Consider the following 26,416-nt stretch of genomic DNA (forward strand, 5'->3'; position numbering starts at 1 on the left):
TTTGGAATTATTGCTTATTCGCCACGGCGAATCAGAGGCTGACCTGTTAGGCGTACATGAAGGGCGAGCGGATTTTCCCCTGACAGAGCTTGGCCATGATCAGGCTGCAAAACTAGCAGGCTATCTTTCTGCAACCCTTAAACCGGACATCATTCTGGCAAGTCCGCTAAAACGCGCGCACCAAACGGCACAAACGCTGCAAGAGGCGGCTGGCTGCGGGCTACTAACGGATGAACTGCTAATGGAGTGGAATAATGGGGTCCTTGCGGGTATTCCTTTTGAAGTTGCCGCCACAAGGTATCCGCTGCCGGAGGGCGGCCGGCCACCTTATGTGGCGATAGAAGGCGGGGAATCTGACCTCGAGTTTCGGTTCCGTGCTGAGGTTTTTCTGCAAAAAGTTATTCATGAATTTGCCGATTTAGACAGGGTTGCTGTTGTTTCACATGGAGGGATGATATCGAACCTGATTCAGGCTTACTTGAAACTTCCAACGGTTAATGAATTTATTTTTCCAACAGGTGATACAGGCTTTCACAGGCTTGAAGACAGGAACGGGACCAAAGTCATCAGAATCCTTAATAGCCAGGTGCATTTGCTCTGAAATAAGATATTGCACATCCGTTACTTGGGATAGATACATTGTGACCACAGGTTATTAGGGCATTGCTCATTTTGGGATATCCATTACCTTTGGTAGATTCTTGAGATTTTTTTCAAACCAAATAAAAGGCCCGGTGCATAACTGCAACCGGGCATCTTGCTATTTCTTGTTCAGTATCGCTTTAACTGCCAGGAAAATCAGATATAGTGAGACTATAAGGATGGCGATAATTGCGATAAAGTCAATGATTGGATTAATAGGATTGAATATAGGCCCAATTAAAGGTAGGCGAAGTAATGAGAAACCGGCTACTATAGTAGCAAGCATCAATAGGATAAGACGATCCATTGAGTTATCCCTCCTCTCATTAACACTATATGTATGATGAAAATAGATGTATAGGTGAATGTCCATATGCTATGCAAGAATAGTGATTTGCCACCTGGGGATACTAAACGACGACAAATATGCAAAAGGAGGGTCTTAATGGCTGCTAAACGAACTGATCGAAATATTGGCACCGATAAAATGAGCGGTGGGCCAGTTGGGAATGAATTTACAAGCGACAATGCATTCAGCGACCACGGACTTGATAACGAGGAACGTCTAAACAAAGCACTTCAAAAAGGCAGGAAAACAAAATAGTCAATTAGAATACCCATGGACGGTACGCACTTTGTACCGTCCTTTTTTTATATTAATTGGAAGATAGCAGGAAACTATGAAGCCAGTACGAAATAAGTAACGTATCGTTTTATTAGGAGGGAATTTAATGAGGAACTGGGAGAAAGCCTTAGTAAAAGTTCAGAAGCTAGTTACGGATGCTGGGTCTGATTTGGAATGGATCCTTGTCGGTTCAGTCGGTTCGGTCCTTCAGGGAGCGGAGATGGAGCCTGGGGATATTGACGTATATGTCAGGCACCAGGAGGACGTAAGCCGTTTTGCCGAGTTGTTTAGATCGTACTCACGGGAATCAAGTACGGAAGGGGAACCTGGTGCCGACTGGTATTCGTCCAGGGACGTTCCGATTTTCACACAAACATTTCCGTCCGGTTTTTCCTGGACAAAAGGCCGCTGGGTAATTGAAGGATGTGAAGTTGAAGCCGTACATATTGGTAATTCGGCAGGCATTTCAGATAACCTCACAGGTGATGGGATATGGGAAGGCGGAAAATACATTTGGGACATGTACAAGGAAGTCGCGTTTCAAGGATATAAGTTTCGTGTTGTGCCGCTAGAAATCCAGCTGGAATCGAATTTGCGGCGCGGCAGGCAAGACAGAGCGGAAGCAATCTTGGATGCCCTGCGAACGAATGGTTATGATTCTGAGCTGCTAAGTAAAGCACTCTCCGCAAAACATCTCGAATCAATTGATTTAATGAAGAAAGTTCAAGGACAATTTGAGGTGTAACGGATAGGAAAATGTTCTCGAAATCGTCTTTGAAGGACAATTTGGTATGTCTACATATTTGAAATGTCCTCGAAACCACATATTGGGTTTCTTGCTTACTGAAAATGTCCTTTGCTACGTAAAAATAGTTAGATTTCTTCATCCTTAAATAGACTTGATTGGAACTGTTTCGAGCTTCCCGGCAGGTCAAAATGTAACCAATAGGCTTGATCGGAACCGTTTTGAGGTGATTTTTTCCACCATTGGTGGGTTCCCGAAATTATTTATCCCCATGTCACAATTTTATAACCCTGTTTCACATTTTTATCGGACGGTTTTGGAAATTTATCACCCTTTTTAAAGATTATATCGGACAGTTTCACAATTATATCGGACGTATTCACAATCTAGACACATTTACACCCAGGCACAAACAACAAAAAGTTAATGTCGGTAATCACCAATTATTCAGAAAATTTTACTCTATAAGATGCATGATGCCTTTTCTTTTTAAAAAAGTATGATAAGATACTTTTTAAAGAAGAGGGGGCTGTGTTAAGGTGTCACTGCAAAGCGTTAAAGAACATTTGAAACAATATAATCGCGACAATGATATTTTGGAGTTTGATACATCGAGTGCAACCGTCGATTTGGCTGCAGAAGCAATCGGGGTTATCCCGGCGCGTATTGCCAAGACGCTTTCCTTCAGAGGGGATGGGGATACAGCAATCCTCATAGTGGCGGCTGGCGATGCAAAGATCGATAACAAAAAATTTCGGCATGCATTCGGATTCAAGGCGCGCATGCTCTCCGCAGAAGAGGTGCTAGAGCAAACCGGTCACGCGGTTGGTGGTGTCTGTCCGTTCGGCCTTAAACATGACCTTGATATTTTCCTTGATGAATCAATGAAGCGTTTCACAACTTTATTTCCGGCATGCGGAAGCTCGAACTCCGCAATTGAGGTTTCCCTCGAGGAGCTGCAGCAGTATTCATCAGCGAAAGGCTGGGTAAATGTTTGTAAAGGATCGCAAGAGGAGCCACAGCAGCAACTTCAGGAAGCAGGGACAAAGTAGGCATCACTAAACGAAAAAGATCAGTCCATTTCACTGGTAAAATGGACTGATCTTAATTTTTTCAGCTCACAAGGTCTATTCTCTTCAAGTTACAAAAGATGATAGTATATAACGGGAATTGTTGAATCTCTTTTTTTAATCTGTCAAACAGTATTCACGCAGGAGCAGTAACTTAATGAAAATATATAAACTAAAGAATCATTTTAAAGGTATTAAGAAGGGAACACACTTCTACTTAATCGCAGAATCAGAATTTATTGGCGTTAAAGAATTTGTTTTACAATCGGAAGATTTATCGTTAAGATTATCTCTGAACGAACAGGAATTTCAAAAAAACTTCCGTTTAATCTTTAAGTAAAATCCAATCCTGTCATTATCATTATTTTCAGTACGGCAGGAACCATTCCCTCTGTTTTTTTTCACCATCAACCTTCTTCGCAATACTCCAAAACTCCTAAAGACTCAATTATTCCTCCCGAAAACCATACATAAAAGGTAAATTGTGGGGCAGATTATATACCGGCAGTTGACCGCCATTTTCTTCGTAAAAGTTGTTGGGTCTAACTCATAATTCGGGATTGTGGAACAAAGGGGAAGGGATTGGAATGTATGCATATTGGCATTGCCCTCTTTACGGTTTTAGCCTCGATAAAATGGGCTGATTGGAAGCGCTGGAGGCAATTCCATGCAAGCATGATTTTCATAGCAGCCGGCGGTTTTCTTTATGAATATATTGTGGGGGATCATACTCTTTGGAAGTTCTATCCCAGTTTACTTTTAAGTGAAAGGATGACAGTTATTCTCTATGCTGTTTTGACGATGCCCATTAGCGTTCTTCTTTTCCTACAGCACTTTCCCGAAACGATTTGGAGGCAGCTACGGTATATCCTTATGTGGTCTTTGATATATATTAGCGGAGAGGCTATTCTTCTTTTTACTAACAGTATAGCTTATGAACACGGATGGCATTTTTGGTATTCACTCATGTTTGATATTGTATTGTTCACCGTTATTGCCATTCATCATACACATCCGGCCAGGGCTTACCTGCTGTCAATCCCAATCATTATCTTCCTGATCCACTACTTTAATGTTCCTTTCGATGCATTCTAATAAAAGCGGGGTACTAAGATGGATTTTTCTAAAGAAATGGCCTTGGAGCTAGAAAATATGGTTCGCAACGATGAGGTGGAGGCAGGGCTTGTAAATGAAATTATTGATGGCCTTCGCAACGGGACAAAGTCACTGGAGGATTTCTATACTGCCAGTGCCCCTCACAGGTTACTCGAAGTTTTGGACGAAGTAAGCGAGAGAATTAAGCGTTAGTTCCTGAACCACTTCGCAAGCCCTCATTGTATCTTGATAGGGGCCTTTATTCATTTAGATATGATATGGTAATGGAAAAGCTCAACGCTGGGAGTGAAGAAAATGGAGAAAAACTTAAGCAAAGTGGCCGAAATCATACAAACTTCAACCAACATCGTCGTATTGACAGGCGCTGGGATAAGTACAGAGTCGGGCATTAAGGACTTCCGGTCACGGACGGGACTTTATCAGGAAGCACCGGAATACATCCTTTCATTGAACTACTTTTTTGACCAGCCCCGCAAATTTTATCAATTTGCACTCGAAAACCTGTACCATCCTGATGCAAGGCCAAATCAGGGACATGAGATCCTCGCAAAGTGGGAGAGTGAGGGACGGGTAGCCCATATCATTACACAAAATATCGATGGCCTTCACCAAAAAGCCGGGAGTCACAATGTAATCGAATTTCACGGGACAATGAATACGGCAGCGTGCGTAAACTGCGGAGCAAGTTATTCTGCTGAGGAAATGTTTCACCGATATAATACTATAGAAGATTTTTATGTGTGCGGCCAATGTGAAACGAGAAAAGAACGGGACAGATACATCAAGCCTGACGTTGTTCTGTTCGGAGATGCAGGCGAATGGTTCACACCAGATGGCTTCCAGACTATCCTCGGTCATATCGGGACAGCGGATTGCATACTCGTACTTGGTTCCAGCCTAAAGGTTGTTCCGTTTGCGTCATTTCCTCAATACCGGGGAAGGGATGTCCCGTTCGTCATCATCAACCTGGACCAAACCCCATACGACCGGGAGAAGGACACATTTCCCATCTATGATTCAATCGGCAAGACTTTAAAGAAAATTGATCAAATGCTTTAGTTTTTTTAAAAAAGAACTAATTTTTTTAAAAAAACTCGTCTATTTATGACATTTGTCATATTCGTCACATGACAGGTGCTACTGCACAACACTTTTCATTTCTAATATAATCAAAGTACTAAGATTGGAATGAAAGGGGCCTTTTACAAACATGTCTGTTAAAATCCAGCAAAAAGAGCTCAAGAAACAAGTTGCTCCTTATGAAAAATCAGAGACAACCAAGAGTATTATCCAACTTGCAAATACCATCATCCCTTATTTTGTGACATGGTATCTTGCCTACAAGGCACTATCATTTAGTTATCTGCTTTCTCTCGTTTTATGTATTATTACAGCAGGGTTCATGATTCGTACGTTCATCATTTTCCATGATTGTACCCATCACTCCTTTTTCAAGAGCAGGAAGTGGAACAAGATTGTTGGTACTTTCACCGGTATCCTGACGATGTTCCCTTATGCACAATGGGGACGCGACCACAATATCCACCATGCTTCCAGCGGTAACTTGGACAAGCGTGGAACAGGTGATATTTGGGTGATGACTGTTGAAGAATATGCAAAAGCTTCCTCTTTAGATAAGTTTAAATACAGAATGTATCGTAACCCGCTCGTTATGTTCGGTTTAGGGCCAATCTGGCTTGTTATTATTAAAAGCCGTTTCAATCGCAAAGGGGCAAGGATGCCAGAAAAAATGAACACTTGGATCACAAATGCAGGAATCATTGCGATTAGTGCTTTATTGATTTGGGCCATTGGCTGGAAGGCGTTCGTGATGATCGAATTCCCAATCCTGTTCATTGCAGGCTCACTTGGAATCTGGCTATTTTATATCCAGCATACGTTCGAGGATTCGTATTTCGAGCATGATAAAGAATGGGAATACGTACAAGCTGCTGTTGAAGGAAGCTCGTTTTATAAGCTGCCAAAAATCCTCCAGTGGGTTACTGGCAATATTGGTTTCCACCACGTTCACCATTTGGCGCCACGGGTGCCGAACTATAAGCTTGAAGAAGTGCACAAAAACACAAAACCGCTTCAGCATGTACCAACCGTCACGCTATCTACAAGCCTTGAGTCCTTGAAGTTCCGCCTTTGGGACGAAGAGAAGAAGCGCTTTGTTGGCTATTCAGAAGCTAAGAAATTTCTTAAAGAACGTTCTGGTGTCTCAATGAACCCGAAAACAGAGTAGCAAACAAACTCCCCTTCAATTAAGAAGGGGAGTCTTCTATTTCTCTATGGTAAACTAATGGTAGGAAAACAGGCAGAATGGGGTCGGTATATGTTTAAACGTTATTGGTCTTTATTGGGAAGGACGGGCATATCTCCATATATATGGACGATTCTTGGGATATTGCCATTTTATTTTATTTCCTTATCTCCTTCAACGGTGAGGATTGTTGAAGGTGTCATTTTGATTCTTTCATTTTTTGCGATTTATCGCCTCGCTTTCCTGTCAAAAGGGTGGACAGTTTACTTATGGGCATTACTGCTCATCGGCATCTCGATCGCGCTGACAAGTCTTTATAGCTACGTATATTTTGCCTTTTTTATCGCCTACTTTATTGGAAATATAAAAACAAAAATACCTTTTTTGACACTTTATATAATCCATCTTGTTGGAATGGTCATAGCTGTTACGACAAAAATCATTCTCCAGGATGCGTTTTTGCTGAAGCAGCTGCCGCTTGTAGCGATTGTGATTATAAGTTTGATTCTCCTGCCATTCAGTCTCAGGCACCGGAACGAGAAAGAGAAATTGGAAGAAAAGCTGGAGGTGGCAAACCAGCGGATTGCGGAATTGATCAAGATAGAAGAACGACAGAGGATTGCCCGCGACCTTCATGATACATTAGGACAAAAACTATCATTAATTGGCCTAAAAAGTGACCTGGCCAGAAGGCTGATCCTTAAGGACAGTGATCGGGCAATCACGGAAATGAGGGACGTCCAGCAAACTGCGCGGACAGCACTGAATGAGGTCAGGAATATGGTAACACAAATGCGCGGGATTCGCTTGAATGAAGAAATTGTCCGTGTAAAAGAAATGCTGAAGGCAGCCGAAATTGAATTTACAGGCAGCAGCACCTGGTCGCTGCCGAATGTACCGCTCCTTGTCGAGAATATCTTAAGTATGTGCCTGAAGGAAGCAGTCACTAATGTTGTCCGGCATAGCAAGGCAACCCACTGTGACATTAGACTGGCATACACGGCAAAGGATATTACCCTCATTGTCAGTGATAACGGGACAGGAAACGTTAGCGAGAACAATTTTTCAAAAGGGAGCGGCCTTGCTGGTATGAAGGAGCGCCTGGATTTCCTGAACGGGACACTCGAAATTCTGAATGGGGAAGGAACGAAACTGGTTATGAAAGTGCCAAAAGTTGAGATTGTAAAGGAGGAAGGGTTGCGATGATCCGCATCGTTATTGCTGAAGACCAGCGGATGCTTTTAGGTGCATTCGGGTCGCTCTTGAATCTTGAGGACGATATGGAAGTGGTCGGGATGGCGGCAAATGGGGAGGAAGCTGTACAGCTCGTCCGGAAACACACGCCGGATGTGTGCATTATGGATATTGAAATGCCGGGAAAAACCGGTCTGGAAGCGGCTGAAGAATTAAAGGATTCCGGCTGCAAGATGATGATCCTGACAACCTTTGCCCGTCCTGGATACTTCAAGCGGGCCCTGAAAGCCGGGGTTAGCGCGTATTTATTGAAGGATAGCCCAAGCGAAGAGCTCGCAAGCTCAATTCGGAGTGTTGTGTCCGGCAAACGAATTTACGCACCTGAGCTTATGGATGATTTGTACAGCGAGGACAATCCTCTTACAGAACGGGAAATGGACGTATTGGGCTTGATCGCCGACGGCAAGAACACAAAGGAAATTGCCAGCGAGCTGACTCTGTCCCACGGCACGGTACGAAACTACATCTCGGCAATTCTTGACAAGCTGCATGTCACTAACCGGATTGAAGCGATCACCCAGTCGAAGGAGAAGGGCTGGTTTAAATAATAACAAAGCTGCCCTGAATTTTAAGGGGCAGCTTTTTTTCGGGAAATAGCAGGTTTTAATCGAGGGGGTTTAAAGAAATGGTCTGACTTTCTACAAAACATTTTATTCTTCCCGGTTTAGGTAAGAGTAACACGATGCCTCGTATAGTAGGTAGCATACCGATAATAAATGCTGCATCGAATTGTATAATTATGATGCTTGGCTATATAAACTGTTTCATGTGGGGTGCATTGTTTTTCAAAAGAAACGGAATGCTGATTTGCCGCGCCCTCGAGGTAAGGCTCCAGTTCCCCTTTTTTTAAGGGAGTTGGGGTGGAGGAATGACTGTGCGGATTTAATTGTTTTTGCTTAATTAACATGTTTAGACATTCAATAATTTCTTCTTCTTTATTCTCATCATTATTCATCTAGTGGGGACCCAGCCTTTCTTCAATGAGACTGAACCAAAAATAAAAAGCCAGAAAAAGAGAAGCCTAAAAGCATCCCTCTTTCTGACTTATGTTTGGCGCTAGTCCATTCATTGCTATCAGAATTATATAAATGTATTCGAATCGTTCATAGTTTATAAGGTGGTTATGATTTTTGTCATAACCTTCATTCATTATACCATTGGAAAGGACAAAAATTCAATAAAAATTCACATATACCGTTTATCCAAGGTAAAAAAGGGTATATCCTATATCGTTTTGATAATCCCAATCCACAAAATAGTCTTTTATATGGGCTTCCAATAATGATTCAATTTTTGGCATATGCTTTTCCAAAGCCTTTTTTTCCAGGCTCCTCTTCGATATACGCAGCGTTTCCTCAAAGTCAAAGAGAACCAATTCTTTTTCTATCGGTACCAGAATACCAGCCCTTGCAATGAGAAGGGTAGTTGGAGATAGCATTTGGGAATAAACCTTATCGGGGTTTCTTTGAACTTCAGCGCTAAATAGACTTATTTCGGTGTGAAGTTTTTCTTTATTCCGATACTCCTTGGAAAGCAAGGTATGATCAAAAGGAGAAAGCAGGAAGAGAAATGCTCCCGATTGTGTTTCTAAGTTCCAATCATAATAAAAATCATGAACAGGTTTTCCAAAGTACTGTTCAATATATAAATTCATATCAATCATTAACTTTTCCATTAGAAGATCACGTGTTTTTTGAACGTAAACAGCATGATCTCTTTCCATCAATGATTTTTCCATTGGCGACATGAAATTAGTAATATGAACAACGATTAAAGTGTCAGCGATAACGCACTGAACCGAGCCAGGGCCACGGCCAAAATTTTCCCGAAGCAAACGTCCGATAAAGCCGCCCATCTCTTTTTCCATTGACAAAGTTTCCATTAATATCCACTCCAAACAGTATTTACCCAGTTATTTTTCCGTTAAAGTGATTTTTTAAACCCTTAAGATATTCCGGTTAACAAGGATCCCCACTTTCTTGTAAGATAGATACCCTTTTTCCGGTAAAAATCAACACCTACACACCTCCGCCTGAACACCACTTCCAGACGAATGGAAACCAAATACCGCCGCACCTCTTATAAGGGTGCAGCGTCATTTGGTTATTTTCATTAGCTATACAATTAAACAATCAAAGCATAGCCACTGAAATGCATTCCTGCACAATTCAGCCAGAGTGACTCAAAGTTTTATAGTATTATAGCTTCCAAGCACTTCAACTTCATGGCCAAATGCACGCAGGATTGTCAGTGCTTTGGATGTACGGGTTGGATCAAAACCAGTTTCAGCCTCAACAAAAAAGTGATAGGTTCCCAATTTCTTTTTGGTCGGGCGGGATTCAATCCACGTAAGGTTGATAGAGAGAGCAGAAAAAACGTTCAATATTGCCGATAGGACACCAGATTGTTCTAGTGATGGTTCAATAAGAAGCATCATCTTTGACTTCAGATGGCAATCCGGAGCGGGAAGTTCATCCTTTTTCCGAACAACTATAAACCGGGTGTGGTTTTCAAGGTGATCTTGAACCGTGTCCAGGCTGGCATTCAACCCAAATAAGTTCGCTGCAGATCTTGATGCTATTGCTGCGACATCAGTCCTTCCACTTTCTTTAACCGCTTTGGCAGCTGAAGACGTGCTGTCAAAATCCCTCGTTTTAACTTTTGTTTCTCTTATGTATTTTTTACATTGGGCAAGCGCAGGGGGGATGGACCAAACTTCACGAATATCGGAGGATAACGTGCCCTTATTGGTTAGTAAATGCAAGGAAACCGGAAAAATGATTTCCGATTCTATAAACAAACCGTTTGAAAGAAGTCCGTCTGCTGTAATATTAATCGTTCCTTCTATCGAATTTTCAATGGGGACAAAGCCCCTGTCTACTTCCTTGTCCCCGACTGCTTCAAGCACTTCTAAAATTGAACTGCATAAATGCCAATCTACATCACTTTGGCCGAAGGTTTGCAATGCTGCTTCTTCTGAAAAACTGCCATGTGGCCCTAAATACGCTGCTTTCATCTTGCACACTCCTTTTCAATGCTACTAGTATACACGTTTAACCCATAAGGTGTAATATATTTTGATTTTTCAGAAGTGTAGATTGTTAAAAGCCCGTAAAACTGAACTTCAAAAAAATAATAAAAGCATGGCCTGGACCATGCAGTAAAAGCTTAGAAACCTCGGTTATTCGAGTATTACTCCGTGCTGGTAGCCTGCCATAAAACTGCCGAGCGCTTCTTCAAGCCCATCATTCGCTTCCGGAACCTGGACAATTAATTCATTCCGCCTATCGACAGCAGTAATTTGGACATCACGGTACCGGTTGACATCCAGTTGAAGACGCAAGGCTTCAGCAATTTCTTCTGCTTCGAATTCATCATTTATTAAGTAACGCACATTTCTCACTGTTTATCACCCTCCAAAAAACTCATATTCGACATTAGTCTCTGCGGGTACTTACTAATTTAACCCTCTAAGCTGTGCAATTTCTTCCTCATGAGAAATGCCAAATTCATGCGGTGTCTCTAACACGAAAGGCACATCCTTAAAGGCATCCATCAAATCTTCAAGATGTGTGGGCCTGATATAGCCACCCTTGTAAATATTGGCATGGCGATCTTTGCGGGAACCATATGGGTGCATGGAATTATTTAGATGTATGGCAACAAGGTGTTCCCGATAACCTAGTTCTTTCGCTTTTTTCACCAAAATCTCGGTATCATTGCCGTTCCATAACCCGCTTGCAAATGCATGGCAGGTGTCGAGGCAAAAACCGATTTTTTCCGGGTAGTCAGATAGATTACGTATTTGTACAAGTTCCTCAAGGGTTGTTCCTAATGCAGCCTGTTTACCCGCATTATTTTCGAGCAAAATTTTACAGGCACCATCCCATTGGGACAGAACTTGGTTAAGCATTTCAAGCATCAGGTGGTAGCTTGCGAGCGGGTCCGTCTCGCTTATTTTGTTCCCGAAATGAACAACGACTCCCGCCGACCCGCATGTATCGGCTATCAGAAGGTCATTAAGAAGGGAAGAGATGGTCATATCCTTTTTATCATCGTGAGGTGTGATACTTGTTGGGTAAGGAGTATGCGCGATAGTAAAAAGTCCATTTTCCTCGCAAAAGTGTTTGCATTGTTCTGCATCAGCCCTGTCAAACTCTTTGACCGATAGGCTGCGCGGATTTTTAGGGAAAAATTGAAATGCATCGGCGCCAATAGCCAAGGCGTGTTTTGCCGCTGCTAAATAGCCTCCCCTGATGCTGACATGACAGCCGAATTTCTTCATAAAAAAACCCCTCGGTGTTTTCATTTAGGGTTCGTATCCGTACGATTTCCTATTCGTCCTGGGAATAACGCCTTAGATGAACGGACAAAATACGGTGGGACTCAAACTGATAAAGGAGTGGATAGCATGAAGGAAGTTCTGCAACAGGTAAAAGATGAATTAGAAAAGGCATTTGATCATCCGGAACGCCATAACTTGGATGAAAGCATTGCGAAACTCCACGCTGCACTTGAACAATATGGCGACAAAGGTACGATGGTTAAGGATTGCATCACCGCTCTTGAACAAGCAAGGAATTCGGTACCAGAGCTTGAGCACGCGGGTACAGTTTCCTCAGCAGGTGCTTTCGGGGAAGCGTTTAATGCACTTGATCAAGCAATCGAATCCTACGTGGATCCTAATAATGACCCCTATCAGTAAAAAGGCGCAAACGCCTTATTAATCACTTCCTTGTACAGGGATAAATGAACTGTCATGAACAGGTGTAACGATGACCGGTTCGGATACCTATTGCTAAAAGATAGATTGCAGAATGCATACGTTATTGGATTTAATAATGCGAATTAATTTTCAGGGCCAAATTGCTAAGAAAGCGATTTGGCCCTTTTGATTACCGACCTTCTTTGTGGAATTTCCTTATTAAACAAATGGGAAGTTGAAGAAAAGAAATAACAGGGGAACTCTTTACTAAAAGCAAGACGTTTAAAAGTGTCCTACATAAGGTATTTTGCGAACCCATAAAAATGTGTAGCCGAATAATTTTAATGTGAAGAAGAAAGCTAATTGTTAAAAAGGAGCCTTCTATAATGATTGGACTAATTATTGCAATTGTCCTTTTTAACCTGATTGCATTTATAACGAATAAGCGACTGACAAAAAATCAAATAGTTCATATCTGGACGTTTACAATTGCTTTTCAGGCAGTTGCGGAGACTTTTATAGACTTTAAATATCATGGTTACTCGTACTTTTATAAAGAAATTAACTGGGGAGTACTTCCCGCTCTAACAATATTGATTCCTCCCGTTAATGTGATGTTTCTAAATTGGTACCCGTTTGAACAACGGTTTTATAAACGATTATTGTATATTGCTATATGGGTTTTAGCCATTACTTTATATGAAGTAGTCACCTTATTACCCGAACCTTGGGGGTATTTTAATCATGGATGGTGGGAGCTATGGTATTCAGCAATCGTTAACCCATTCTTACTCAGCTTTGTATTATTGTATTATAAGTGGATTTGCAAAATTGAGAAGTTATCCACAAGTAGACTTGGGTGATGTAACAATCTTCTGGTGACTGGCAGTTTTAATCAGAAGTTGTATTTTGCCGGTGCTGTCTTGAATGGTACAAAAGTAGGTTAAATGAACTAAATGTAATGAATGATTATTCCTAATTGAACTATCAGGGCAGGTTAGCTTTTAAAATATCAAATTTGATTTTACAGAATTACCCAAAGTGGGTTATTATTAATTTTATATATGGAATAAAGTGGGTGTAAAAATGGATTTACTAATTGGATTCTTAGTATTTGAGGGGATTTGCGGTTTATGATGCTTTAAGAAAAGTGAATAATAATATCTTGTACCAAACTGAAAACATAAAAAGATTACGTAAAGAATTAACCAAAGGTACTACAAACTAGAATATCCTCTCAACGAAATTACTTAACGATAGGGTTAAGCGATTTTTATCCGTTTTTTAATTTTGTAAGCTAAACTGCTGGCTAAAATACACCTTAATTTGAAGAAAAAAAGCGATTGAAAGGGGCTGCCAAATGGCAACAATTCAATTACTAAATTCTGATCCTTTGAAAAAAGGGGCAGTCGTAGAAGAACAAAAATATAAAATTGCAAAAGAAACCATCCTGTCGATTGTTGAGGAACAGGGGACTATTGGTTTCAAGGATTTGCTGTCAGAGGTTGTCGGAAGGCTAAAAGAAAGTTTTGATGGTTCTCCATCCTGGTATTGTACTGCAGTAAAGCTGGATCTTGAATCGAGAGGAATTCTGGAGCGGATGGGAGGCAGGGGGCCGCAGCAATTCCGATTAAAAAGGTGAGCAGCATATGAGAACTAACCTTTATTTTTCTATTCCTACGATAACAGATGAACACTCAACCTCCATAATGCCTTATACTCTAAAGTACGATTACTGGCAGCCACTAGTAAATTTTTTTATACCCAAAGCAGATACTATTGAAATTCATTGCTGGAATGAAGAAGAACAAATCCTGACCAAGCTAAAGAATTTTTTTCTTGATGGCAAGATTGAGTACCAGGAGAATTTAACGATATTTAAGGGGAATCTCGACCCCGGGCTGGAAGAATTAGTGGTCAACCACTTTTCAGGAACTGATTCTACTTTAAAATGGTTCACTCTGAATCTATTACACAGTGAGACTTTAGTTTTTCATTCTGGCCATTGGGCGACGGAATTTTTCGTATCTGAGGCAAATGATAAAGATATGGAACCGCTTGTACGAATTATGCCAAAAGGAACAGATTGGCTTCGGTAACAATCAATCGCTTGCCCCATAAATAAAGAAAAGGACTCCAGTAATCTGGGGTCCTTTTTTAGAGTTTGTTAAAAATATAGCACATAGATGAGTCCCGCCAAGACAATTCGATAAATGGCGAACGGGACGAGTTTGATTCGATTAATCAGTTTCAGGAAAAACCGAATCGAAATCAACGCAACAATGAAAGCCGCGATGAAACCGGTAGCCATAAACGGAAGAACATCAACGCTGAAGTATTCCCAGTTCTTTAAGAGTGAGAGGCCGCTAGCTCCGGCCATTATCGGAATAGCCATAATAAACGTAAAGTCGGAAGCAGCACGGTGGCTCATGCCAAGCAGGACACCGCCGGCAATTGTCGAACCAGACCGGGAGAATCCTGGCCATAAACCAAGGCATTGAAAAGATCCAATTGCTAAAGCCTGAAGGTATGTGATTTCATCAACAGTATTAACTTTTGGCGTTTTAGGACGCATATAGTCAGCCACAATCATCAGGATAGCTCCAAGTACAAGGCCAATGACAACCGTATTGACTGAGAAAAGATATTCATCAATATAATCCTCAAACAGCACGCCGAGCAACCCCGCAGGTAAAATACCGACAAACAGCTTTTTTAAGCCAAGCTGGTCTTTTGCCTCAGTGGTGCCAATATCTTTCTTGGTTAGCCCAAGCAAGTTGAGAATCCGGTCCTTAAACACAATGACGACAGCAAGGATGGAACCAAGCTGGATGACAACCTTGAATGTGTTGGCAACAGGTTCATTGAAAAGTTCCTTGGACTGCAAAAGCAAATCATCGACTATAATCATGTGCCCGGTGGACGAGACAGGGGCAAACTCGGTCAAACCTTCAACAATCCCAAGTATAAGCGCGACAAAAAATTCCCATAAACTCATTTCAAAACTCCAATTCTAGCTGTTTTTGTTCAAATGTATATGATATATGAAAATAGTGAATGTAACAAGTATTATAATTGTTTACATAACATAACTATCGTAAACAAAATCGAATTTCTGAAAATAAAGGTTAATTTTCCCACATGCTTATGGTACATTTTATTTAAAGAGAGAGTTAATTTTTAGGAGGATAGTTTTATGCTTCTTTGGTATGTTGCTTTGTTATTTATTGCATTTATTCTAGGTTATTTTGATGTTTCTGTACTGGTGTCGTTTCTTGTAGTGTCGGCTTATATTGTACTTACATTTCCATTGGCTATGCCTCTTTTTTGGAGCAAGAATACAAACAGGATGATGAATTACCTAAAGAAATCCCATAACGCTTATTATAGGTTCCTTTATAGGTTTTTAAATGGCGAACAGGAAGAAGCCGAAAAGATCGTTGGGGATATGCGAAAGGGGAAAATCAAGAATCTTGCAAAGGTCATGCTGTTAATCAAGCAGGAGCATTACAGCGAAGCACGCAAACTTCTCGAGACGATACGAAATGGTTCATTTAAGGACTATTATCTCGCAGCTGCAGCACATGGCGAAGGCAAGATTGAAGACTATCATACATATAAAGATAAAGTGAAGGATGCTGATTTTAAAAAATGGCTGGAAATTGAGGAATTGGTTCACGCGGGAAGAAAGGCAGAGGCAAGAGAATTGCTGGATGAGCAAATTGGCAGGCTTCGGGGCGTGAAACTGCTTTCGGCAGTCCATTATCGACAAGAAATGGAAAATCGTTAAGGAGGGAATAACACATGGGTGGCTTTGAACAGGAAATGGGTGGCTTTGAACAGGAATTTGTCATGTTCGATATGTTGTCAGTTATCGTTCCACTATTCTTTGTATTAGTATTCGGTATTATCATATTCTCATTTGTTAAAGGGGCCAAAGAATGGTCGGATAATAACAAACAGCCGCGGCTGATTGTGCCGGCAAAGGTTGTATCCAAACGGACTCAGGTGCGCGGTGGCCACAATGATACCTCTGCCCACACGTCTTATTTTGTAACCTTTGAAGTTGAAAGTGGCGACCGGATGGAAATGCACATCAATGGTAATGAATTCGGATTGCTGGCGGAGGGGGATTACGGCGAGTTGAGCTTCCAGGGCACCCGTTATCTTGGATTTTCGAGGAGTACATCTTTCACTCAAACAATATGAAAAAGAACCAAGCCCCGCACATTAAGGGCTTGGTTTTTACTTTTATTCAGATAGTCCGATTAGCATGTTGGTAATGTGACTTTAGCAGGGATTATCGTTTTGAGCGGGTAGAGCACGATTCTGTCAACATGTAAATTGCCTTGCCATTTAGTCTTCAACATTAAACAATTTCCTTGCAACCCTCATGTAATCGCTGCGGACCTTTTCCTCGTCGATTGTCTGGATGACCCTGTCTTTCATGACCCAGTTTCCGTCTACCATGACGTGGTGGACTAGGCTGTCCTTGCCGTGCATGAGCAAATTGTGGGCATAGGTGGAGAAGGTGCCGGTGTTAATCAGCGGGTGTAGGCCAGGGTCTTTTTTTACAAAAATAAGGTCTGCTTTAAAGCCATCTGCGATCGTGCCGATTTCACCTTCAAGCTGGTAAGCTTTGGCGCCGTTGACGGTTGCCATTTTGAATATATCTTCCGCAGAAAATTGGCCGACTCCTGCGTTCAGCTTGAGGAGCAGGTAGGCTGTTCTCATGTCTTCCCAAATGTCGGTACTCCCAAAGTCGGTGCCGATGCATACGTTCACTCCAGCTTGAAGCATTCCCGAAATATTCGCGGCTCCGGCTCCGCTCCATAGGTTTGAGACCGGGCAGTGGACGACTGAAGCTCCGCTATTAGCAATTAGGTCGATGTCGCGGTCGGAGAGATGGACACCGTGATAGAGGACGGTCTTGTTGTCGAGGAGTCCTTTTTCCTCATAGAGTTCTACGCTGGATTTGTCATAAGCTTGATGAATGAGATCATGACGCCATTGGTTTTCCATGCAATGCGTCATCATCAGCGGATCAAAATTGGTTTTCATCTGGACGCATTGTTGCAGTGTCTCATCGTTGATGTCTTCCTCCTCAAGCAGGTGGGTAGCAAAGCTGAAATTGCCTACACGTCGTTCGTAATAGTCTGGATAGTCCGCATATGCATCTATGACACCACGCATTCCAAGCCGTCCCACAGTATCGGCAAAGCTTTTGGGTGAATCACTGGGATCAGCTTCGCTGACAAAGGTGATGCCTTGCTTAATCATTTCTACATAACTATAAAGTGCTATTGAAAGGAAATCCTCTTCAGTAATGATGTTGTCCGGATTTTCAAAAAAAATCGCAATCAGCCGTCCCCGTTCTGACTCATCAAGCCATTCCTGGATTGGGACTTCATTGACAAGTCCTTTGGCCAAGGGAGAATAACTATGAAAGTGGCTGTTCATCAAACCCGGTAGGACAATATACCCGCCTGCATCAAATACATCATGGCCTGAAGGAATGAAATTAGGATCTGTAATCGAAATTCTTCCATCCTCTACCACTATGCCGCCCTGGCAAAATTGCATCTGATTGTTTAAATACGTTGCATCTTTTATATACATATATCCCCATCCCCATATTGAAAAATTATACATCTCACCCAATCATATCAAATACAGGAAATTAGGCCTAGTTTTGATAGGAAAGCCGTTTATTAATTTTTGCTGGACTATAGATAAAAGACCCTTTTTATAGTATGCTGAATAGTAAGAATATTGGAAAATGCAGTGGTTTATCCAAGGTGAATTAAAACTTTGTCATCATGGAAAGATAGGAAAAGCGAGAGCACCCGATCCCGCCATATTCAGCAGGATTTCAAGGGTGTAATAGTATCCGAAATAGGAGGAACTCACCATGGAACAACAAAAACCTTTACACTTTGACGGGAGCGTACACCCGGAAGCTGCATCTGATGACATAACACTTTCTCAGCCTATTTTGACTGAGGATGCCAGGCTAAACATTGGCAAAAACCCTTATGCTCTTGACCAAGGGAGTAAATTGAATTTCTGACAAGTTAGAAGAGGGCGACCAAATTATAATGGTGGTTTTGCGGGAGGTAGATGTGGATGGAGAAGCATGAAGTAACAAGAATTCTTGTGCTGATTGAATCTGTTTATCCTGATTTTAAGATTAGGAATGAGACAGTCGACAACTGGTTTGCCGTTTGCCGTGAGCTTGATTATCATTTGGTCATGAAAAATCTGACCGATCATATCAGGAGAAGCCCATACCCGCCGCTCATGGCCGAACTCGCCGCTTATTCCATGAAAGAAGAGCCGAATTACCGGTATGGCATCCAGGCTGATGAGGAGGGCTGGGTACAAATCCATCATGACAGCCTGCTGCCAAAGCGCTCGAATTCATTGCCGTGGCAAACGGAGTATTTGGCATAAACCGATATATGTGTTTTTTAGCTTTTTAAAAGAATCGATTACAAAAAAAGCTCCTTTTACCATTGAGGAGCTTTTTCATATGGGAAGGCGGGGGCAGCATGGACCGAGTAGTCGTGACGGATGATTATCGTAACTGGGGAAGGGTTGAGGCGCTTTATAAAGCGGCTTTTGGCTCGTCAGCAAAGCCTGCGTGGGTTATTGAGAATATGTTTAAGAAACAGATGTGCAGCCTTTACATTCTTGAAGAAGACAGAGAAGCTCTGGCTGCAGGAAGGTTGGGGGAGAATAAGCTTTTGCTGATTGATTATCTGGCAGTCGATCCCCTATCGCAAGGGAAGGGACTCGGATATAAGCTGACTCAGTTTATTATGGCGGAAGCCAAAAAGGATAATGAACTGGAAGGGGTTGTACTCGAAGCAGCCGCCGATGATGAAGGGGCCATTTCCTTTTGGCAAAAATACAGTTTCACGAGGACAAGCTATGTTCATCAATATAAATGGGTTCCAGAACCATACATTGCTTTAGTTCACAAATTCAAATCCGGTATCTTATCTGAGGTAAGTCCACAGTTCCTCTTCGAATTGATAAGCAAATTCCATGCCAATTCGTTCAAAAGACAGAAGAAGTGACAGTATATTGTTTCCTTTTACAGCATTTTTCAGATAAAATAAAATGAACCTTCCATCAGTGGGGTTGTTTTCCCCAACTTATGGTTAGCGCACTACGACCGATTAAGGGCTAATGCCAAAGACACAATCGGACCTATTATGGGCAGTAGATTCCCACTAAAATTCCTCGTACCCTCTAAAATTTGAAGTGGGGTCTTACTGCCCGGTAGAGTGGGATAAACGAAATGGAAACAAGTGGGGGAACGCATATGAATTTGAACCAGGAATTGTATGATTTTTTTATGAAACAGACATGGCAGCTCTCCGAGGATTGGTACTCCCTCGTAAACGATCAAGACCCTTCATCTGTCTACTCAACCAAAAATCCAGAAATAATCGCCGAACTAAAAAGGCAAAACCAGGATTACTTCCTTCATTTTTACAAGGCATTTATCGAAGACGATACATATATTCAAGGAGAGTTCAAAAGATGGTCTGTGGAGATCGCCAAGGATTCGAAGCATCTTGATACACCTATGCACTATGTAGTTAGGGAATTCATGAATTCCCAGAAGGTTGCGTTGAAATACATAAGTAAATTCATCACTGAGAACGAACGCAATGTTAGCCTTGAGCAGGCCGGTGCATGGTATGAGAAGACAATCGAAATTTTCAACCTGTCGATTTCTTCTTTTGTTGAAGCTTATCATACTAACACAATGATCCGGCTCCGTTCGCAAAATGAATTAATCAATGAGCTTAGCTCACCGGTCATCAAGCTTCAGGGAGATTCCGCGCTGCTGCCGCTTATTGGTGACATTGACACGGCTCGCGCAAAAATCATTCTTGAAAATACACTTGCTCAATGTGCGGAACAGGGAGTCTCGACGCTATGCATCGACCTCTCCGGTGTAGCCATCATCGATACGATGGTCGCGAATGAACTATTCGGCCTGATTAAGGCGTTACGCCTGATTGGAGTTAAATCGACACTGTCCGGAATCCGTCCGGAAATCGCCCAGACAGCCGTACAGCTTGGCTTGAACTTTGACGGAGTCGCCATTCTGCCGTCACTTTCCCAGGCTTTGGATACGATTAAAACATATTAAGCGGAAATTTTCTTGAACGGCTGGGCATCGTTTAACGTCCGTCCTAAAGAGAATGAAGGTCTCAGGCGAGGGCAGGAGCCGGCACACGATCAATTGTAAATGAGGAACCGAACCCGTATTTTCAATTCTAATATCCGTTCCCTAACGCAAAAGCAGCCACTTTACATTTTGGTAAAAGTGGCTGCTTTTTCGCATTTTTAGTCTTCTGAAGTTCTAGATTCGCCAGTTAATAATCAACCGGCTCGATTTCTTCAAATCCCTTGGTTTTCTTAAATTTCATATGATGGGGGAAGTTAACGAGCGCATCAGAAGGATCTAGCATTTCAAAGTTAAGTCTCTCAGCCATGCCCCGGTCATAGCGGACAGACAAAATCAACAGTCTTTCCTTGTGGCCGGTTGCTGGATTTAGCTGCTCTTCATATGCATGCACATATACATACTTGACAGGCAGCAGGGCGAACATGTCGCGGGCGATTCTCAGCGCGCAGCTGCAAACATAATCCTGACAGAGATCAAAAAACATTGTTTTCGTCATTTGTTTTTGAGAAAGTTTTCCAGTCTTTGTTAGTGAAAGCTGCTTGTCAGGGATGACTTTTTCGGCATTCACATCAAATGAAACATGAATCTCCTCAGGGCTGTCTGTCCCAAATTCAAATCCGCTACCAAATTCAACAAGATCATCAAGCGGCGCAAAGTCATCAATTACCTCAAAGTACGCATCAATGTCACCCTGCAGCATCCGCTTTGCGACCGTATTCATCCTCGCCCAATCATGGTATAGTTCCTCATCCTGTTCCCTGGCAGAATCGACGTTAGCAGCAAGCACGGCTCGTTTCTTTTCAGCACGGCCAAACAGCCTATCGAAAAAGCCAGGCTGGAAATTGCCGAGAATCCTGGCAGCTTCAAACTCATTCGGGCCAACCGCGCCTTTTTGAAATGGAGGCTCTCTCCTGGACACTTCCTCCCAATCAATATGATCATCACTTTCATGGTGAATTGATTTCAACAGCAACAGCTTGTTTTCATAAAGGTCAACCTGATAACGGGCAAAATCTAGTTCTTCCAGTTTACGCTGTTGGCGTTCCATTTTAGCGAGCTCACTCCGCCTACGGTAAGCATCCGATTTATACTGCTTTCCTCCACTGGTCGTTGAATATGATAGTCCGCTTCCCGGAATTCCAATTGTTGATGTCCTGCGGCCGCTGCTATGCACCGAATAGCGAAGGCCTTTCCCGCCAACACTGACCCCAACCCCTTTTTTACCAACCGTCATCCGTACACCAGGCGCAATCTTAAAGCTCTTCCGAAACCGCAAAGCCATGATTCCCATCCTTTCAAAAAGTGTTAACTACAAAATTAAATAATTCCACTATGTACTTTCTTACCAGAAATAATACGAAGCATGTATTCTTTCATTACTAAATTTGTTCCGGTCGAAATGACTTAGTCTATTGGATACGTTTCATCCCAGGTTACGACTCAAAATGTCCCCAATAGAGTTTATTGAACATGTTTCAACCTAAAATTCACCTCAAAATGTCTCCAATACCGTTCATTGGATACGTTTCAGCCCAAGCTGCACATCAAAACGTGACCAATGTGATTCAATGGACACGTTTCATCCCAGGTTGCACCACAAAACGCGTCCAATGTGATTCAATGGACACGTTTCATCCCAGGTTGCGGGTGAAATGTTACCGATAGACTGAACTCCTTTTTTTCTTGATTGAACGCAAAAAACGCTCAAAGCGATAAATCTATTAAAACTATTATCACATTCACCTAAATCATTTACAATGAACAAAGGGGGCAGAGCATGAAGACATTCTATAGGAAACTCATTTACATAGCACTTTTTGCATACCTAGCTGTATTATTTTATTTGCTGTTTTTCTCCTCTTACCGGAATGGAGTCAGGGGCATAATCGACTATAACCTTATTCCATTTACAACAATCGGGAGATACTTCAGCAACTATCATGGCATGTCCGCCACCGACCAGTTTGCCGGAAACATCCTAGCATTTGTCCCTTTAGGGATTTTTATCACACTTCTTTTTGAAAAATGGGTCGACACGCTTCGGGTCGCAGCTCTATCATTCAGCCTGTCCATGCTCGCAGAACTCGCACAATTTACCTTCCGCGTCGGAGCCTTTGACGTAGACGACCTAATCCTTAACACGCTTGGCGGCATCCTCGGATGTCTGATCGCAAAAATGCTTTTCCGCCGAAAAAGGGGTCAGACCCTTACCCCCGGGGGGTAAGGGTCTGACCCCTAAAAACGAATCCATTAAAAAACTAATAAATGCTTTACTTTTGTTTTCATTAGTTGTAGAGTATCTATATACCTAATAAACCTAGGTAGGTGATGATGATGTTTAATCGTGAGCTTGTAAAGGGAAGTACGTCTTTGCTTTTGCTTCAGCTGCTGGATGACCGGGATATGTACGGGTATGAGCTGGTAAAGGAACTCGAGGCGCGGAGCGGGAATGGCTTTACCGTTAAAGAAGGCACTCTTTATCCGGCTCTCCATAAGCTTGAAAAGCAGGAATATATCGAATTCTATTGGCAGGAGCAGGAAAAGGGGCCAGCCCGTAAATATTACCGGATCACTGAAGCCGGCCGCGAATTGCTGCTAGAAAAGACCCGTGAATGGCAAAGCTTTGTCAAAGTCATGAACAAGATGATTGGAACTGCAGAAGACTAAGATAAACTTTCAACAGTGGGGCTCCCACGCTGGGGATTGTCCCGCGATGCCCAAGTGATTCGAAGAAATTTTTAATTCACATATCGTACCTTTAGGGGGACAATGGCTGCATTGTTGGCATTCCCCTATAGGTAAGATAAAATGACTTATTTTCAGGAGACGGACGAATGGAACGGTTAAAGGATGACAGAAGTGTCCGTGAACAAAATGATACATATTTGGCGCGTCTTAAGAAGGATTTTTTGTCTGAACTGTCGCACCGGCTTGGTACCATACCAGAAAAGGATGCTATCCTCGCCGACTATGAAAGCCACCTTGATGACATGCTTATTGAGATGATGGACACCGCTGAGGCCAAAGTGAAAGAAGCCATTTATTCGAGACTGGGATCACCCGAAGAAATTGCGGAGATGTGGAGAGACGAGGTAACCGTCACTCCAAGCAAAATGAAATGGCTGTTTGTGCTCCTGAATGTACTCTTATTCATCGGAGGCGCAATGTTAACAGCAGCCCACAACCTGTTTGAATGGGGCTGGCTTCGAACGATCTGGGGGTATCTCACTTCAATCCCAGTTGTTATTTCATTCGTATACATGTTTTTTTGGGCGCTGCTTGGTTATGAAATCGGCCGCAGCTTCGGTCATAAAGGGAAGAGACTTGTCCGGAAAACCTTCCTGTTGGCATTGATACCGAACCTGACGATGATGGTGCTGACGGTGTTTGGAATTATCCCGCATGAATGGTTTGAACCGCTGTTGACGAATCAATTCATTACAGCTTGCATCGCCTTTACAGCCCTGCTTTACCCGGTTTCAATACTAGGCTACTACTGGGGTAAACGCGCCTCTGTATGAGCTTTTTTTTGCACAACTACCTAGAATTTCTATATAGATAGAAAAGGGAGGATGATAAACATGCAACTACGAATGAGGAAAGAGGATTGGCTGTTTTTGTTGCTTTGCCTGGGACTGGGAATTCTAGCAGAGGAAGCGTTCTTATGGTCCCAGCTTGGGATATCGCATTTCATTTTTATTGGTGCATTTTACAGTTTGTTTTTCTGGAGATTCAGAGGCTTCCCATTCCGGAATCAACGCCTCGGCTGGCTCGTGCTCGGTGCAATCTGGATTCTTTCGGCCAGCTATTTCCTATACGATATAGACGTTTTTTACGCCTTAAATCTGCTGGCAATCCCGGCACTGGTAGTTTTCCATATTTCACTCATAACCGGGCCAAAACAGGCCGACTGGGCAAAACCCGCATTCCTAATCCATATCATTAAGCGGCTCTTTGATAGCATCGCCTATAATGTTGGATTTGCCCGCCTGCTTGGCCGGATAGCTCAGCACAGGGCGAAGGGAAAGAATACCGCTGTGGCAACAAAAATACTGATTGGAATCGGAATTTCCATCCCGGTATTATTTGTGGTCTTAAACCTGCTCATTTCCGCCGACAGCCAGTTCGAACGCATAATCACAACCGTTCCCGACTGGTTCAGCTTTGATGGCGAAATACTCTTCCGTATCATCGCCATCTTAATCTTTACGTTCTCATTCTTTGGTTTTATGCAAGTTCATTTGAAAAATAGAGCGGAAATTAAAACAATCCAAATCGGCGAACAGGCCTGGGGGTTCGACCCAGTCATTATACTCACGGTCTTGTTGCTGTTGGACGCGGTCTATATGCTGTTTGTCGGCGTGCAGTTTACTTATTTCTTCAGTGGAACGCTTGGAGAAGGCTACACTTATGCTGAATATGCGCGACGGGGCTTCTTTGAATTAGTTTTCGTATCGCTAATCAATTTAACGGCAACCGTAACCTTCCTTTCTATTTTGAAAAAAAGAGAAGGGGGGCTGTGGAAGGCAATTCAGTTGGGCCTTTCTGTACTGGTTCTTTCATCCGGCGTCATTCTCGCATCAGCATTCATGAGGATGATGATGTACGAGGAGGCGTACGGGTTTACGATTTTAAGGGTGCTCGTGCATTCCTTCATGGTATTCCTGCTTATCATTTTCGCCTACACGCTTTTGAAAGTTTGGCTTAACCGTCTGTCGCTGATTCATTTTTATTTCATCGCCGCACTTGTGTATTATACTGTCCTGAATGTCATTGGCATTGACAGGATTGTAGCTGATCGGAACCTTGAACGATTTGAACAAACGGGGAAAATTGATGTTGCCTACCTTGGTTATATGTCGGATACGGGGCTTCTGACGCTAATCGATTTGTATAAGATTCAACCAAATCTCCCAGGTCTAAAGGAAGAATTGAAGAATCATTTGGCTGAAGCCGAAACGAGGGAGGAGCACTGGCAGGCGTATAACCTTACCCGTGAACGCGCCAGGGAAAAACTCATGGAGCTCGATTTAAAGTGATTAAATACTAACGGCCTCCCGAAAAGGAGGCCGTTTTGTTTTATATGCTCATAGTTGACTCATGGCGATGTTGGATAAGGCTCTGATAAAAAGAAGCCATTGTTGCAGTAAAGTATGGAACAAGCCAGATAAAACCAATTCCGAGAGTCAAAACTGACAGGAAAGCCCAGCCTAAAAAGCTAAGCGTCATCAAGAAATACTTGCCTTTGTAGCCGTCCATCAGCTTACGGCTTTCAGTAATCGCATCGTTGACGACCATATCCGGGTTGTCCTTCAGAATGAAATAAGCCTGGGAATATGCGATTCCTTTTATAATTCCCGGCACAATCAAAAGAAGCATCCAAAGGAAAGTATAGATAAGCGTCAGCAAGTACAGGCCCAATGTTTTAAAATAGATGCCGGCCTTTGAAACTGTGCTGAACAAACTTCCAATACTGACAGGGTTGCCTCTCCGTATGTCAAGAAATGCCCAGTAGTAGCTGTAAAGAATTGGGCTAAGAGCTATTGTTGCAATCCAGGATAAAGTAGACGCTTCGGCGGACGGCACATCGGCATTGTACCACGCCTCAAAACCACCACTTCCCAAAATTTCAATAAACATAGGAATAAAATTAAACAGTCCAAATGTAATGATGGACAGTACAATCGCCGTTCCCCATCTGCCTTTCAGGGCAGCAAGCGCATCCCTCTTAATCTCTTTAATTATCAAACTCGATTCCCCCTAACTTTTTCTCTTTGTAAAGTA

34 protein-coding genes are annotated in these 26,416 nt (G+C 42.5%); 24 read left to right on the top strand and 10 right to left on the bottom strand.

Annotation, left to right across the window (positions count from 1 at the left end; all coding sequences use genetic code 11):
• The first annotated feature begins 1 nt into the window (after position 1).
• Complete coding sequence (locus TY16_RS11500) at positions 2 to 601, top strand: histidine phosphatase family protein (protein ID WP_043932082.1); 600 nt, start codon at positions 2 to 4, stop codon at positions 599 to 601.
• A 159-nt stretch (positions 602 to 760) separates the two neighbouring features.
• Here the strand turns inward: TY16_RS11500 and TY16_RS11505 are convergent, their stop codons facing one another.
• The gene (locus TY16_RS11505; protein ID WP_043932083.1) at positions 761 to 949 is read right to left on the bottom strand and encodes a hypothetical protein; all 189 of its coding nucleotides are present in this window, start codon (positions 947 to 949) and stop codon (positions 761 to 763) included.
• Between the two features lie 138 nt (positions 950 to 1,087).
• Here TY16_RS11505 and TY16_RS26200 point away from each other — a divergent pair, with 138 nt between their 5' ends.
• From TY16_RS26200 to TY16_RS11550, 9 genes are all read left to right on the top strand, one after another.
• Positions 1,088 to 1,246: a hypothetical protein gene (locus tag TY16_RS26200; RefSeq protein ID WP_155922222.1), complete on the top strand. Its 159-nt coding sequence runs from the start codon at positions 1,088 to 1,090 to the stop codon at positions 1,244 to 1,246.
• Between the two features lie 127 nt (positions 1,247 to 1,373).
• Positions 1,374 to 2,012: a hypothetical protein gene (locus TY16_RS11510; protein ID WP_043932084.1), complete on the top strand. Its 639-nt coding sequence runs from the start codon at positions 1,374 to 1,376 to the stop codon at positions 2,010 to 2,012.
• 539 nt (positions 2,013 to 2,551) lie between these two features.
• Entirely contained in the window at positions 2,552 to 3,064 is a 513-nt protein-coding gene (locus TY16_RS11515) for a YbaK/EbsC family protein (protein ID WP_043932085.1), read from the top strand.
• A gap of 609 nt (positions 3,065 to 3,673) precedes the next feature.
• Positions 3,674 to 4,177: a CBO0543 family protein gene (locus TY16_RS11525; protein WP_043932087.1), complete on the top strand. Its 504-nt coding sequence runs from the start codon at positions 3,674 to 3,676 to the stop codon at positions 4,175 to 4,177.
• A gap of 18 nt (positions 4,178 to 4,195) precedes the next feature.
• The gene (locus TY16_RS11530) at positions 4,196 to 4,390 is read left to right on the top strand and encodes a hypothetical protein (RefSeq protein ID WP_043932088.1); all 195 of its coding nucleotides are present in this window, start codon (positions 4,196 to 4,198) and stop codon (positions 4,388 to 4,390) included.
• A gap of 102 nt (positions 4,391 to 4,492) precedes the next feature.
• A complete protein-coding gene (locus tag TY16_RS11535) occupies positions 4,493 to 5,257 on the top strand; it encodes an NAD-dependent protein deacylase (RefSeq protein ID WP_043932089.1) in 765 nt (254 codons plus the stop codon).
• 151 nt (positions 5,258 to 5,408) lie between these two features.
• Positions 5,409 to 6,446, top strand: a complete 1,038-nt coding sequence (locus TY16_RS11540; RefSeq protein ID WP_043932090.1) for a fatty acid desaturase — start codon at positions 5,409 to 5,411, stop codon at positions 6,444 to 6,446.
• 90 nt (positions 6,447 to 6,536) lie between these two features.
• Positions 6,537 to 7,670 carry a sensor histidine kinase gene (locus tag TY16_RS11545; RefSeq protein ID WP_043932091.1) on the top strand — a complete coding sequence of 378 codons (1,134 nt, stop codon included), beginning with the start codon at positions 6,537 to 6,539 and terminating at the stop codon, positions 7,668 to 7,670.
• Positions 7,667 to 8,266, top strand: coding sequence for a response regulator transcription factor (locus TY16_RS11550; protein WP_043932092.1), 600 nt, complete (start codon positions 7,667 to 7,669; stop codon positions 8,264 to 8,266). Before TY16_RS11545 ends, TY16_RS11550 begins: the two co-directional genes overlap by 4 nt.
• 116 nt (positions 8,267 to 8,382) lie before the next feature.
• Here TY16_RS11550 and TY16_RS26205 read toward each other — a convergent pair whose 3' ends face one another.
• The 5 genes from TY16_RS26205 to TY16_RS11570 all read right to left on the bottom strand — a co-directional run bounded on the left by TY16_RS26205 (position 8,383) and on the right by TY16_RS11570 (position 12,003).
• Complete coding sequence (locus TY16_RS26205; RefSeq protein WP_155922223.1) at positions 8,383 to 8,673, bottom strand: hypothetical protein; 291 nt, start codon at positions 8,671 to 8,673, stop codon at positions 8,383 to 8,385.
• Positions 8,674 to 8,916: 243 nt separating this feature from the next.
• Entirely contained in the window at positions 8,917 to 9,600 is a 684-nt protein-coding gene (locus TY16_RS11555; protein WP_043932093.1) for a Na-translocating system protein MpsC family protein, read from the bottom strand.
• Between the two features lie 300 nt (positions 9,601 to 9,900).
• On the bottom strand, positions 9,901 to 10,734 hold the full coding sequence (pheA, locus tag TY16_RS11560) for a prephenate dehydratase (protein WP_043932094.1): 834 nt from the start codon (positions 10,732 to 10,734) through the stop codon (positions 9,901 to 9,903).
• A 165-nt stretch (positions 10,735 to 10,899) separates the two neighbouring features.
• Positions 10,900 to 11,121, bottom strand: a complete 222-nt coding sequence (locus TY16_RS11565; protein WP_043932095.1) for a hypothetical protein — start codon at positions 11,119 to 11,121, stop codon at positions 10,900 to 10,902.
• A gap of 54 nt (positions 11,122 to 11,175) precedes the next feature.
• Positions 11,176 to 12,003: a deoxyribonuclease IV gene (locus TY16_RS11570; protein ID WP_043932096.1), complete on the bottom strand. Its 828-nt coding sequence runs from the start codon at positions 12,001 to 12,003 to the stop codon at positions 11,176 to 11,178.
• Positions 12,004 to 12,129: 126 nt separating this feature from the next.
• On the opposite strand from TY16_RS11570, the gene TY16_RS11575 reads away from it, so the two are divergent.
• From TY16_RS11575 to TY16_RS11590, 4 genes are all read left to right on the top strand, one after another.
• Complete coding sequence (locus TY16_RS11575; protein ID WP_043932097.1) at positions 12,130 to 12,423, top strand: hypothetical protein; 294 nt, start codon at positions 12,130 to 12,132, stop codon at positions 12,421 to 12,423.
• A gap of 386 nt (positions 12,424 to 12,809) precedes the next feature.
• Complete coding sequence (locus TY16_RS11580) at positions 12,810 to 13,286, top strand: hypothetical protein (RefSeq protein WP_043932098.1); 477 nt, start codon at positions 12,810 to 12,812, stop codon at positions 13,284 to 13,286.
• A 497-nt stretch (positions 13,287 to 13,783) separates the two neighbouring features.
• On the top strand, positions 13,784 to 14,065 hold the full coding sequence (locus tag TY16_RS11585; protein WP_043932099.1) for a DUF6958 family protein: 282 nt from the start codon (positions 13,784 to 13,786) through the stop codon (positions 14,063 to 14,065).
• A 7-nt stretch (positions 14,066 to 14,072) separates the two neighbouring features.
• Positions 14,073 to 14,522: a hypothetical protein gene (locus tag TY16_RS11590; RefSeq protein ID WP_043932100.1), complete on the top strand. Its 450-nt coding sequence runs from the start codon at positions 14,073 to 14,075 to the stop codon at positions 14,520 to 14,522.
• A 68-nt stretch (positions 14,523 to 14,590) separates the two neighbouring features.
• Here TY16_RS11590 and TY16_RS11595 read toward each other — a convergent pair whose 3' ends face one another.
• Positions 14,591 to 15,421, bottom strand: coding sequence for an undecaprenyl-diphosphate phosphatase (locus tag TY16_RS11595; RefSeq protein ID WP_043932101.1), 831 nt, complete (start codon positions 15,419 to 15,421; stop codon positions 14,591 to 14,593).
• Positions 15,422 to 15,619: 198 nt separating this feature from the next.
• On the opposite strand from TY16_RS11595, the gene TY16_RS11600 reads away from it, so the two are divergent.
• Together TY16_RS11600 and TY16_RS11605 are read left to right on the top strand one after the other, a co-directional pair.
• Complete coding sequence (locus TY16_RS11600) at positions 15,620 to 16,213, top strand: hypothetical protein (protein WP_043932102.1); 594 nt, start codon at positions 15,620 to 15,622, stop codon at positions 16,211 to 16,213.
• Between the two features lie 14 nt (positions 16,214 to 16,227).
• On the top strand, positions 16,228 to 16,632 hold the full coding sequence (locus TY16_RS11605; protein WP_155922224.1) for a DUF2500 domain-containing protein: 405 nt from the start codon (positions 16,228 to 16,230) through the stop codon (positions 16,630 to 16,632).
• A 147-nt stretch (positions 16,633 to 16,779) separates the two neighbouring features.
• On the opposite strand, the gene TY16_RS11610 is transcribed toward TY16_RS11605, so the two are convergent.
• A complete protein-coding gene (locus TY16_RS11610; RefSeq protein ID WP_043932103.1) occupies positions 16,780 to 18,042 on the bottom strand; it encodes an amidohydrolase family protein in 1,263 nt (420 codons plus the stop codon).
• Positions 18,043 to 18,334: 292 nt separating this feature from the next.
• Between TY16_RS11610 and TY16_RS26210 the strand changes: the two genes are divergently transcribed.
• From TY16_RS26210 to TY16_RS11625, 4 genes are all read left to right on the top strand, one after another.
• Positions 18,335 to 18,493, top strand: a complete 159-nt coding sequence (locus tag TY16_RS26210; protein ID WP_155922225.1) for a hypothetical protein — start codon at positions 18,335 to 18,337, stop codon at positions 18,491 to 18,493.
• A 56-nt stretch (positions 18,494 to 18,549) separates the two neighbouring features.
• Positions 18,550 to 18,876 (top strand): hypothetical protein, encoded by a 327-nt coding sequence (locus tag TY16_RS11615; protein ID WP_043932104.1) that lies wholly within the window; start codon positions 18,550 to 18,552, stop codon positions 18,874 to 18,876.
• A 98-nt stretch (positions 18,877 to 18,974) separates the two neighbouring features.
• Positions 18,975 to 19,505 carry a GNAT family N-acetyltransferase gene (locus TY16_RS25200; protein WP_052342692.1) on the top strand — a complete coding sequence of 177 codons (531 nt, stop codon included), beginning with the start codon at positions 18,975 to 18,977 and terminating at the stop codon, positions 19,503 to 19,505.
• Positions 19,506 to 19,753: 248 nt separating this feature from the next.
• Positions 19,754 to 20,593 (top strand): STAS domain-containing protein, encoded by an 840-nt coding sequence (locus tag TY16_RS11625; RefSeq protein ID WP_043932105.1) that lies wholly within the window; start codon positions 19,754 to 19,756, stop codon positions 20,591 to 20,593.
• A 226-nt stretch (positions 20,594 to 20,819) separates the two neighbouring features.
• On the opposite strand, the gene TY16_RS11630 is transcribed toward TY16_RS11625, so the two are convergent.
• Entirely contained in the window at positions 20,820 to 21,914 is a 1,095-nt protein-coding gene (locus tag TY16_RS11630) for a DUF4236 domain-containing protein (protein WP_043932106.1), read from the bottom strand.
• 495 nt (positions 21,915 to 22,409) lie between these two features.
• On the opposite strand from TY16_RS11630, the gene TY16_RS11635 reads away from it, so the two are divergent.
• From TY16_RS11635 to TY16_RS11650, 4 genes are all read left to right on the top strand, one after another.
• Entirely contained in the window at positions 22,410 to 22,856 is a 447-nt protein-coding gene (locus TY16_RS11635; RefSeq protein ID WP_043932107.1) for a VanZ family protein, read from the top strand.
• Positions 22,857 to 22,966: 110 nt separating this feature from the next.
• The gene (locus tag TY16_RS11640; RefSeq protein ID WP_043934672.1) at positions 22,967 to 23,299 is read left to right on the top strand and encodes a PadR family transcriptional regulator; all 333 of its coding nucleotides are present in this window, start codon (positions 22,967 to 22,969) and stop codon (positions 23,297 to 23,299) included.
• A gap of 167 nt (positions 23,300 to 23,466) precedes the next feature.
• Complete coding sequence (locus TY16_RS11645; protein ID WP_155922226.1) at positions 23,467 to 24,153, top strand: HAAS signaling domain-containing protein; 687 nt, start codon at positions 23,467 to 23,469, stop codon at positions 24,151 to 24,153.
• 60 nt (positions 24,154 to 24,213) lie between these two features.
• Entirely contained in the window at positions 24,214 to 25,671 is a 1,458-nt protein-coding gene (locus TY16_RS11650) for a DUF4153 domain-containing protein (RefSeq protein WP_043932108.1), read from the top strand.
• A gap of 40 nt (positions 25,672 to 25,711) precedes the next feature.
• Here the strand turns inward: TY16_RS11650 and TY16_RS11655 are convergent, their stop codons facing one another.
• Positions 25,712 to 26,380 (bottom strand): DUF975 family protein, encoded by a 669-nt coding sequence (locus TY16_RS11655; RefSeq protein ID WP_043932109.1) that lies wholly within the window; start codon positions 26,378 to 26,380, stop codon positions 25,712 to 25,714.
• Positions 26,381 to 26,416: the final 36 nt, after the last annotated feature.

Source organism: Bacillus sp. EB01 (assembly GCF_000613125.1).
In the GTDB taxonomy this organism is placed as follows: domain Bacteria; phylum Bacillota; class Bacilli; order Bacillales; family Cytobacillaceae; genus Bacillus_D.

What these genes read in the sequence shown, in the direction of transcription:
- TY16_RS11505 (WP_043932083.1), bottom strand. Translation starts at nt 949, where the DNA reads ATGGATCGTCTTATCCTATTGATGCTTGCTACTATAGTAGCCGGTTTC.
- TY16_RS26200 (WP_155922222.1), top strand. Translation starts at nt 1,088, where the DNA reads ATGGCTGCTAAACGAACTGATCGAAATATTGGCACCGATAAAATGAGC.
- TY16_RS11510 (WP_043932084.1), top strand. Translation starts at nt 1,374, where the DNA reads ATGAGGAACTGGGAGAAAGCCTTAGTAAAAGTTCAGAAGCTAGTTACG.
- TY16_RS11525 (WP_043932087.1), top strand. Translation starts at nt 3,674, where the DNA reads ATGCATATTGGCATTGCCCTCTTTACGGTTTTAGCCTCGATAAAATGG.
- TY16_RS11530 (WP_043932088.1), top strand. Translation starts at nt 4,196, where the DNA reads ATGGATTTTTCTAAAGAAATGGCCTTGGAGCTAGAAAATATGGTTCGC.
- TY16_RS11535 (WP_043932089.1), top strand. Translation starts at nt 4,493, where the DNA reads ATGGAGAAAAACTTAAGCAAAGTGGCCGAAATCATACAAACTTCAACC.
- TY16_RS11540 (WP_043932090.1), top strand. Translation starts at nt 5,409, where the DNA reads ATGTCTGTTAAAATCCAGCAAAAAGAGCTCAAGAAACAAGTTGCTCCT.
- TY16_RS11545 (WP_043932091.1), top strand. Translation starts at nt 6,537, where the DNA reads ATGTTTAAACGTTATTGGTCTTTATTGGGAAGGACGGGCATATCTCCA.
- TY16_RS11550 (WP_043932092.1), top strand. Translation starts at nt 7,667, where the DNA reads ATGATCCGCATCGTTATTGCTGAAGACCAGCGGATGCTTTTAGGTGCA.
- TY16_RS26205 (WP_155922223.1), bottom strand. Translation starts at nt 8,673, where the DNA reads ATGAATAATGATGAGAATAAAGAAGAAGAAATTATTGAATGTCTAAAC.
- TY16_RS11555 (WP_043932093.1), bottom strand. Translation starts at nt 9,600, where the DNA reads ATGGAAACTTTGTCAATGGAAAAAGAGATGGGCGGCTTTATCGGACGT.
- pheA (WP_043932094.1), bottom strand. Translation starts at nt 10,734, where the DNA reads ATGAAAGCAGCGTATTTAGGGCCACATGGCAGTTTTTCAGAAGAAGCA.
- TY16_RS11570 (WP_043932096.1), bottom strand. Translation starts at nt 12,003, where the DNA reads ATGAAGAAATTCGGCTGTCATGTCAGCATCAGGGGAGGCTATTTAGCA.
- TY16_RS11575 (WP_043932097.1), top strand. Translation starts at nt 12,130, where the DNA reads ATGAAGGAAGTTCTGCAACAGGTAAAAGATGAATTAGAAAAGGCATTT.
- TY16_RS11580 (WP_043932098.1), top strand. Translation starts at nt 12,810, where the DNA reads ATGATTGGACTAATTATTGCAATTGTCCTTTTTAACCTGATTGCATTT.
- TY16_RS11585 (WP_043932099.1), top strand. Translation starts at nt 13,784, where the DNA reads ATGGCAACAATTCAATTACTAAATTCTGATCCTTTGAAAAAAGGGGCA.
- TY16_RS11590 (WP_043932100.1), top strand. Translation starts at nt 14,073, where the DNA reads ATGAGAACTAACCTTTATTTTTCTATTCCTACGATAACAGATGAACAC.
- TY16_RS11595 (WP_043932101.1), bottom strand. Translation starts at nt 15,421, where the DNA reads ATGAGTTTATGGGAATTTTTTGTCGCGCTTATACTTGGGATTGTTGAA.
- TY16_RS11600 (WP_043932102.1), top strand. Translation starts at nt 15,620, where the DNA reads ATGCTTCTTTGGTATGTTGCTTTGTTATTTATTGCATTTATTCTAGGT.
- TY16_RS11605 (WP_155922224.1), top strand. Translation starts at nt 16,228, where the DNA reads ATGGGTGGCTTTGAACAGGAAATGGGTGGCTTTGAACAGGAATTTGTC.
- TY16_RS11610 (WP_043932103.1), bottom strand. Translation starts at nt 18,042, where the DNA reads ATGTATATAAAAGATGCAACGTATTTAAACAATCAGATGCAATTTTGC.
- TY16_RS26210 (WP_155922225.1), top strand. Translation starts at nt 18,335, where the DNA reads ATGGAACAACAAAAACCTTTACACTTTGACGGGAGCGTACACCCGGAA.
- TY16_RS11615 (WP_043932104.1), top strand. Translation starts at nt 18,550, where the DNA reads ATGGAGAAGCATGAAGTAACAAGAATTCTTGTGCTGATTGAATCTGTT.
- TY16_RS25200 (WP_052342692.1), top strand. Translation starts at nt 18,975, where the DNA reads ATGGACCGAGTAGTCGTGACGGATGATTATCGTAACTGGGGAAGGGTT.
- TY16_RS11625 (WP_043932105.1), top strand. Translation starts at nt 19,754, where the DNA reads ATGAATTTGAACCAGGAATTGTATGATTTTTTTATGAAACAGACATGG.
- TY16_RS11630 (WP_043932106.1), bottom strand. Translation starts at nt 21,914, where the DNA reads ATGGCTTTGCGGTTTCGGAAGAGCTTTAAGATTGCGCCTGGTGTACGG.
- TY16_RS11635 (WP_043932107.1), top strand. Translation starts at nt 22,410, where the DNA reads ATGAAGACATTCTATAGGAAACTCATTTACATAGCACTTTTTGCATAC.
- TY16_RS11640 (WP_043934672.1), top strand. Translation starts at nt 22,967, where the DNA reads ATGTTTAATCGTGAGCTTGTAAAGGGAAGTACGTCTTTGCTTTTGCTT.
- TY16_RS11645 (WP_155922226.1), top strand. Translation starts at nt 23,467, where the DNA reads ATGGAACGGTTAAAGGATGACAGAAGTGTCCGTGAACAAAATGATACA.
- TY16_RS11650 (WP_043932108.1), top strand. Translation starts at nt 24,214, where the DNA reads ATGCAACTACGAATGAGGAAAGAGGATTGGCTGTTTTTGTTGCTTTGC.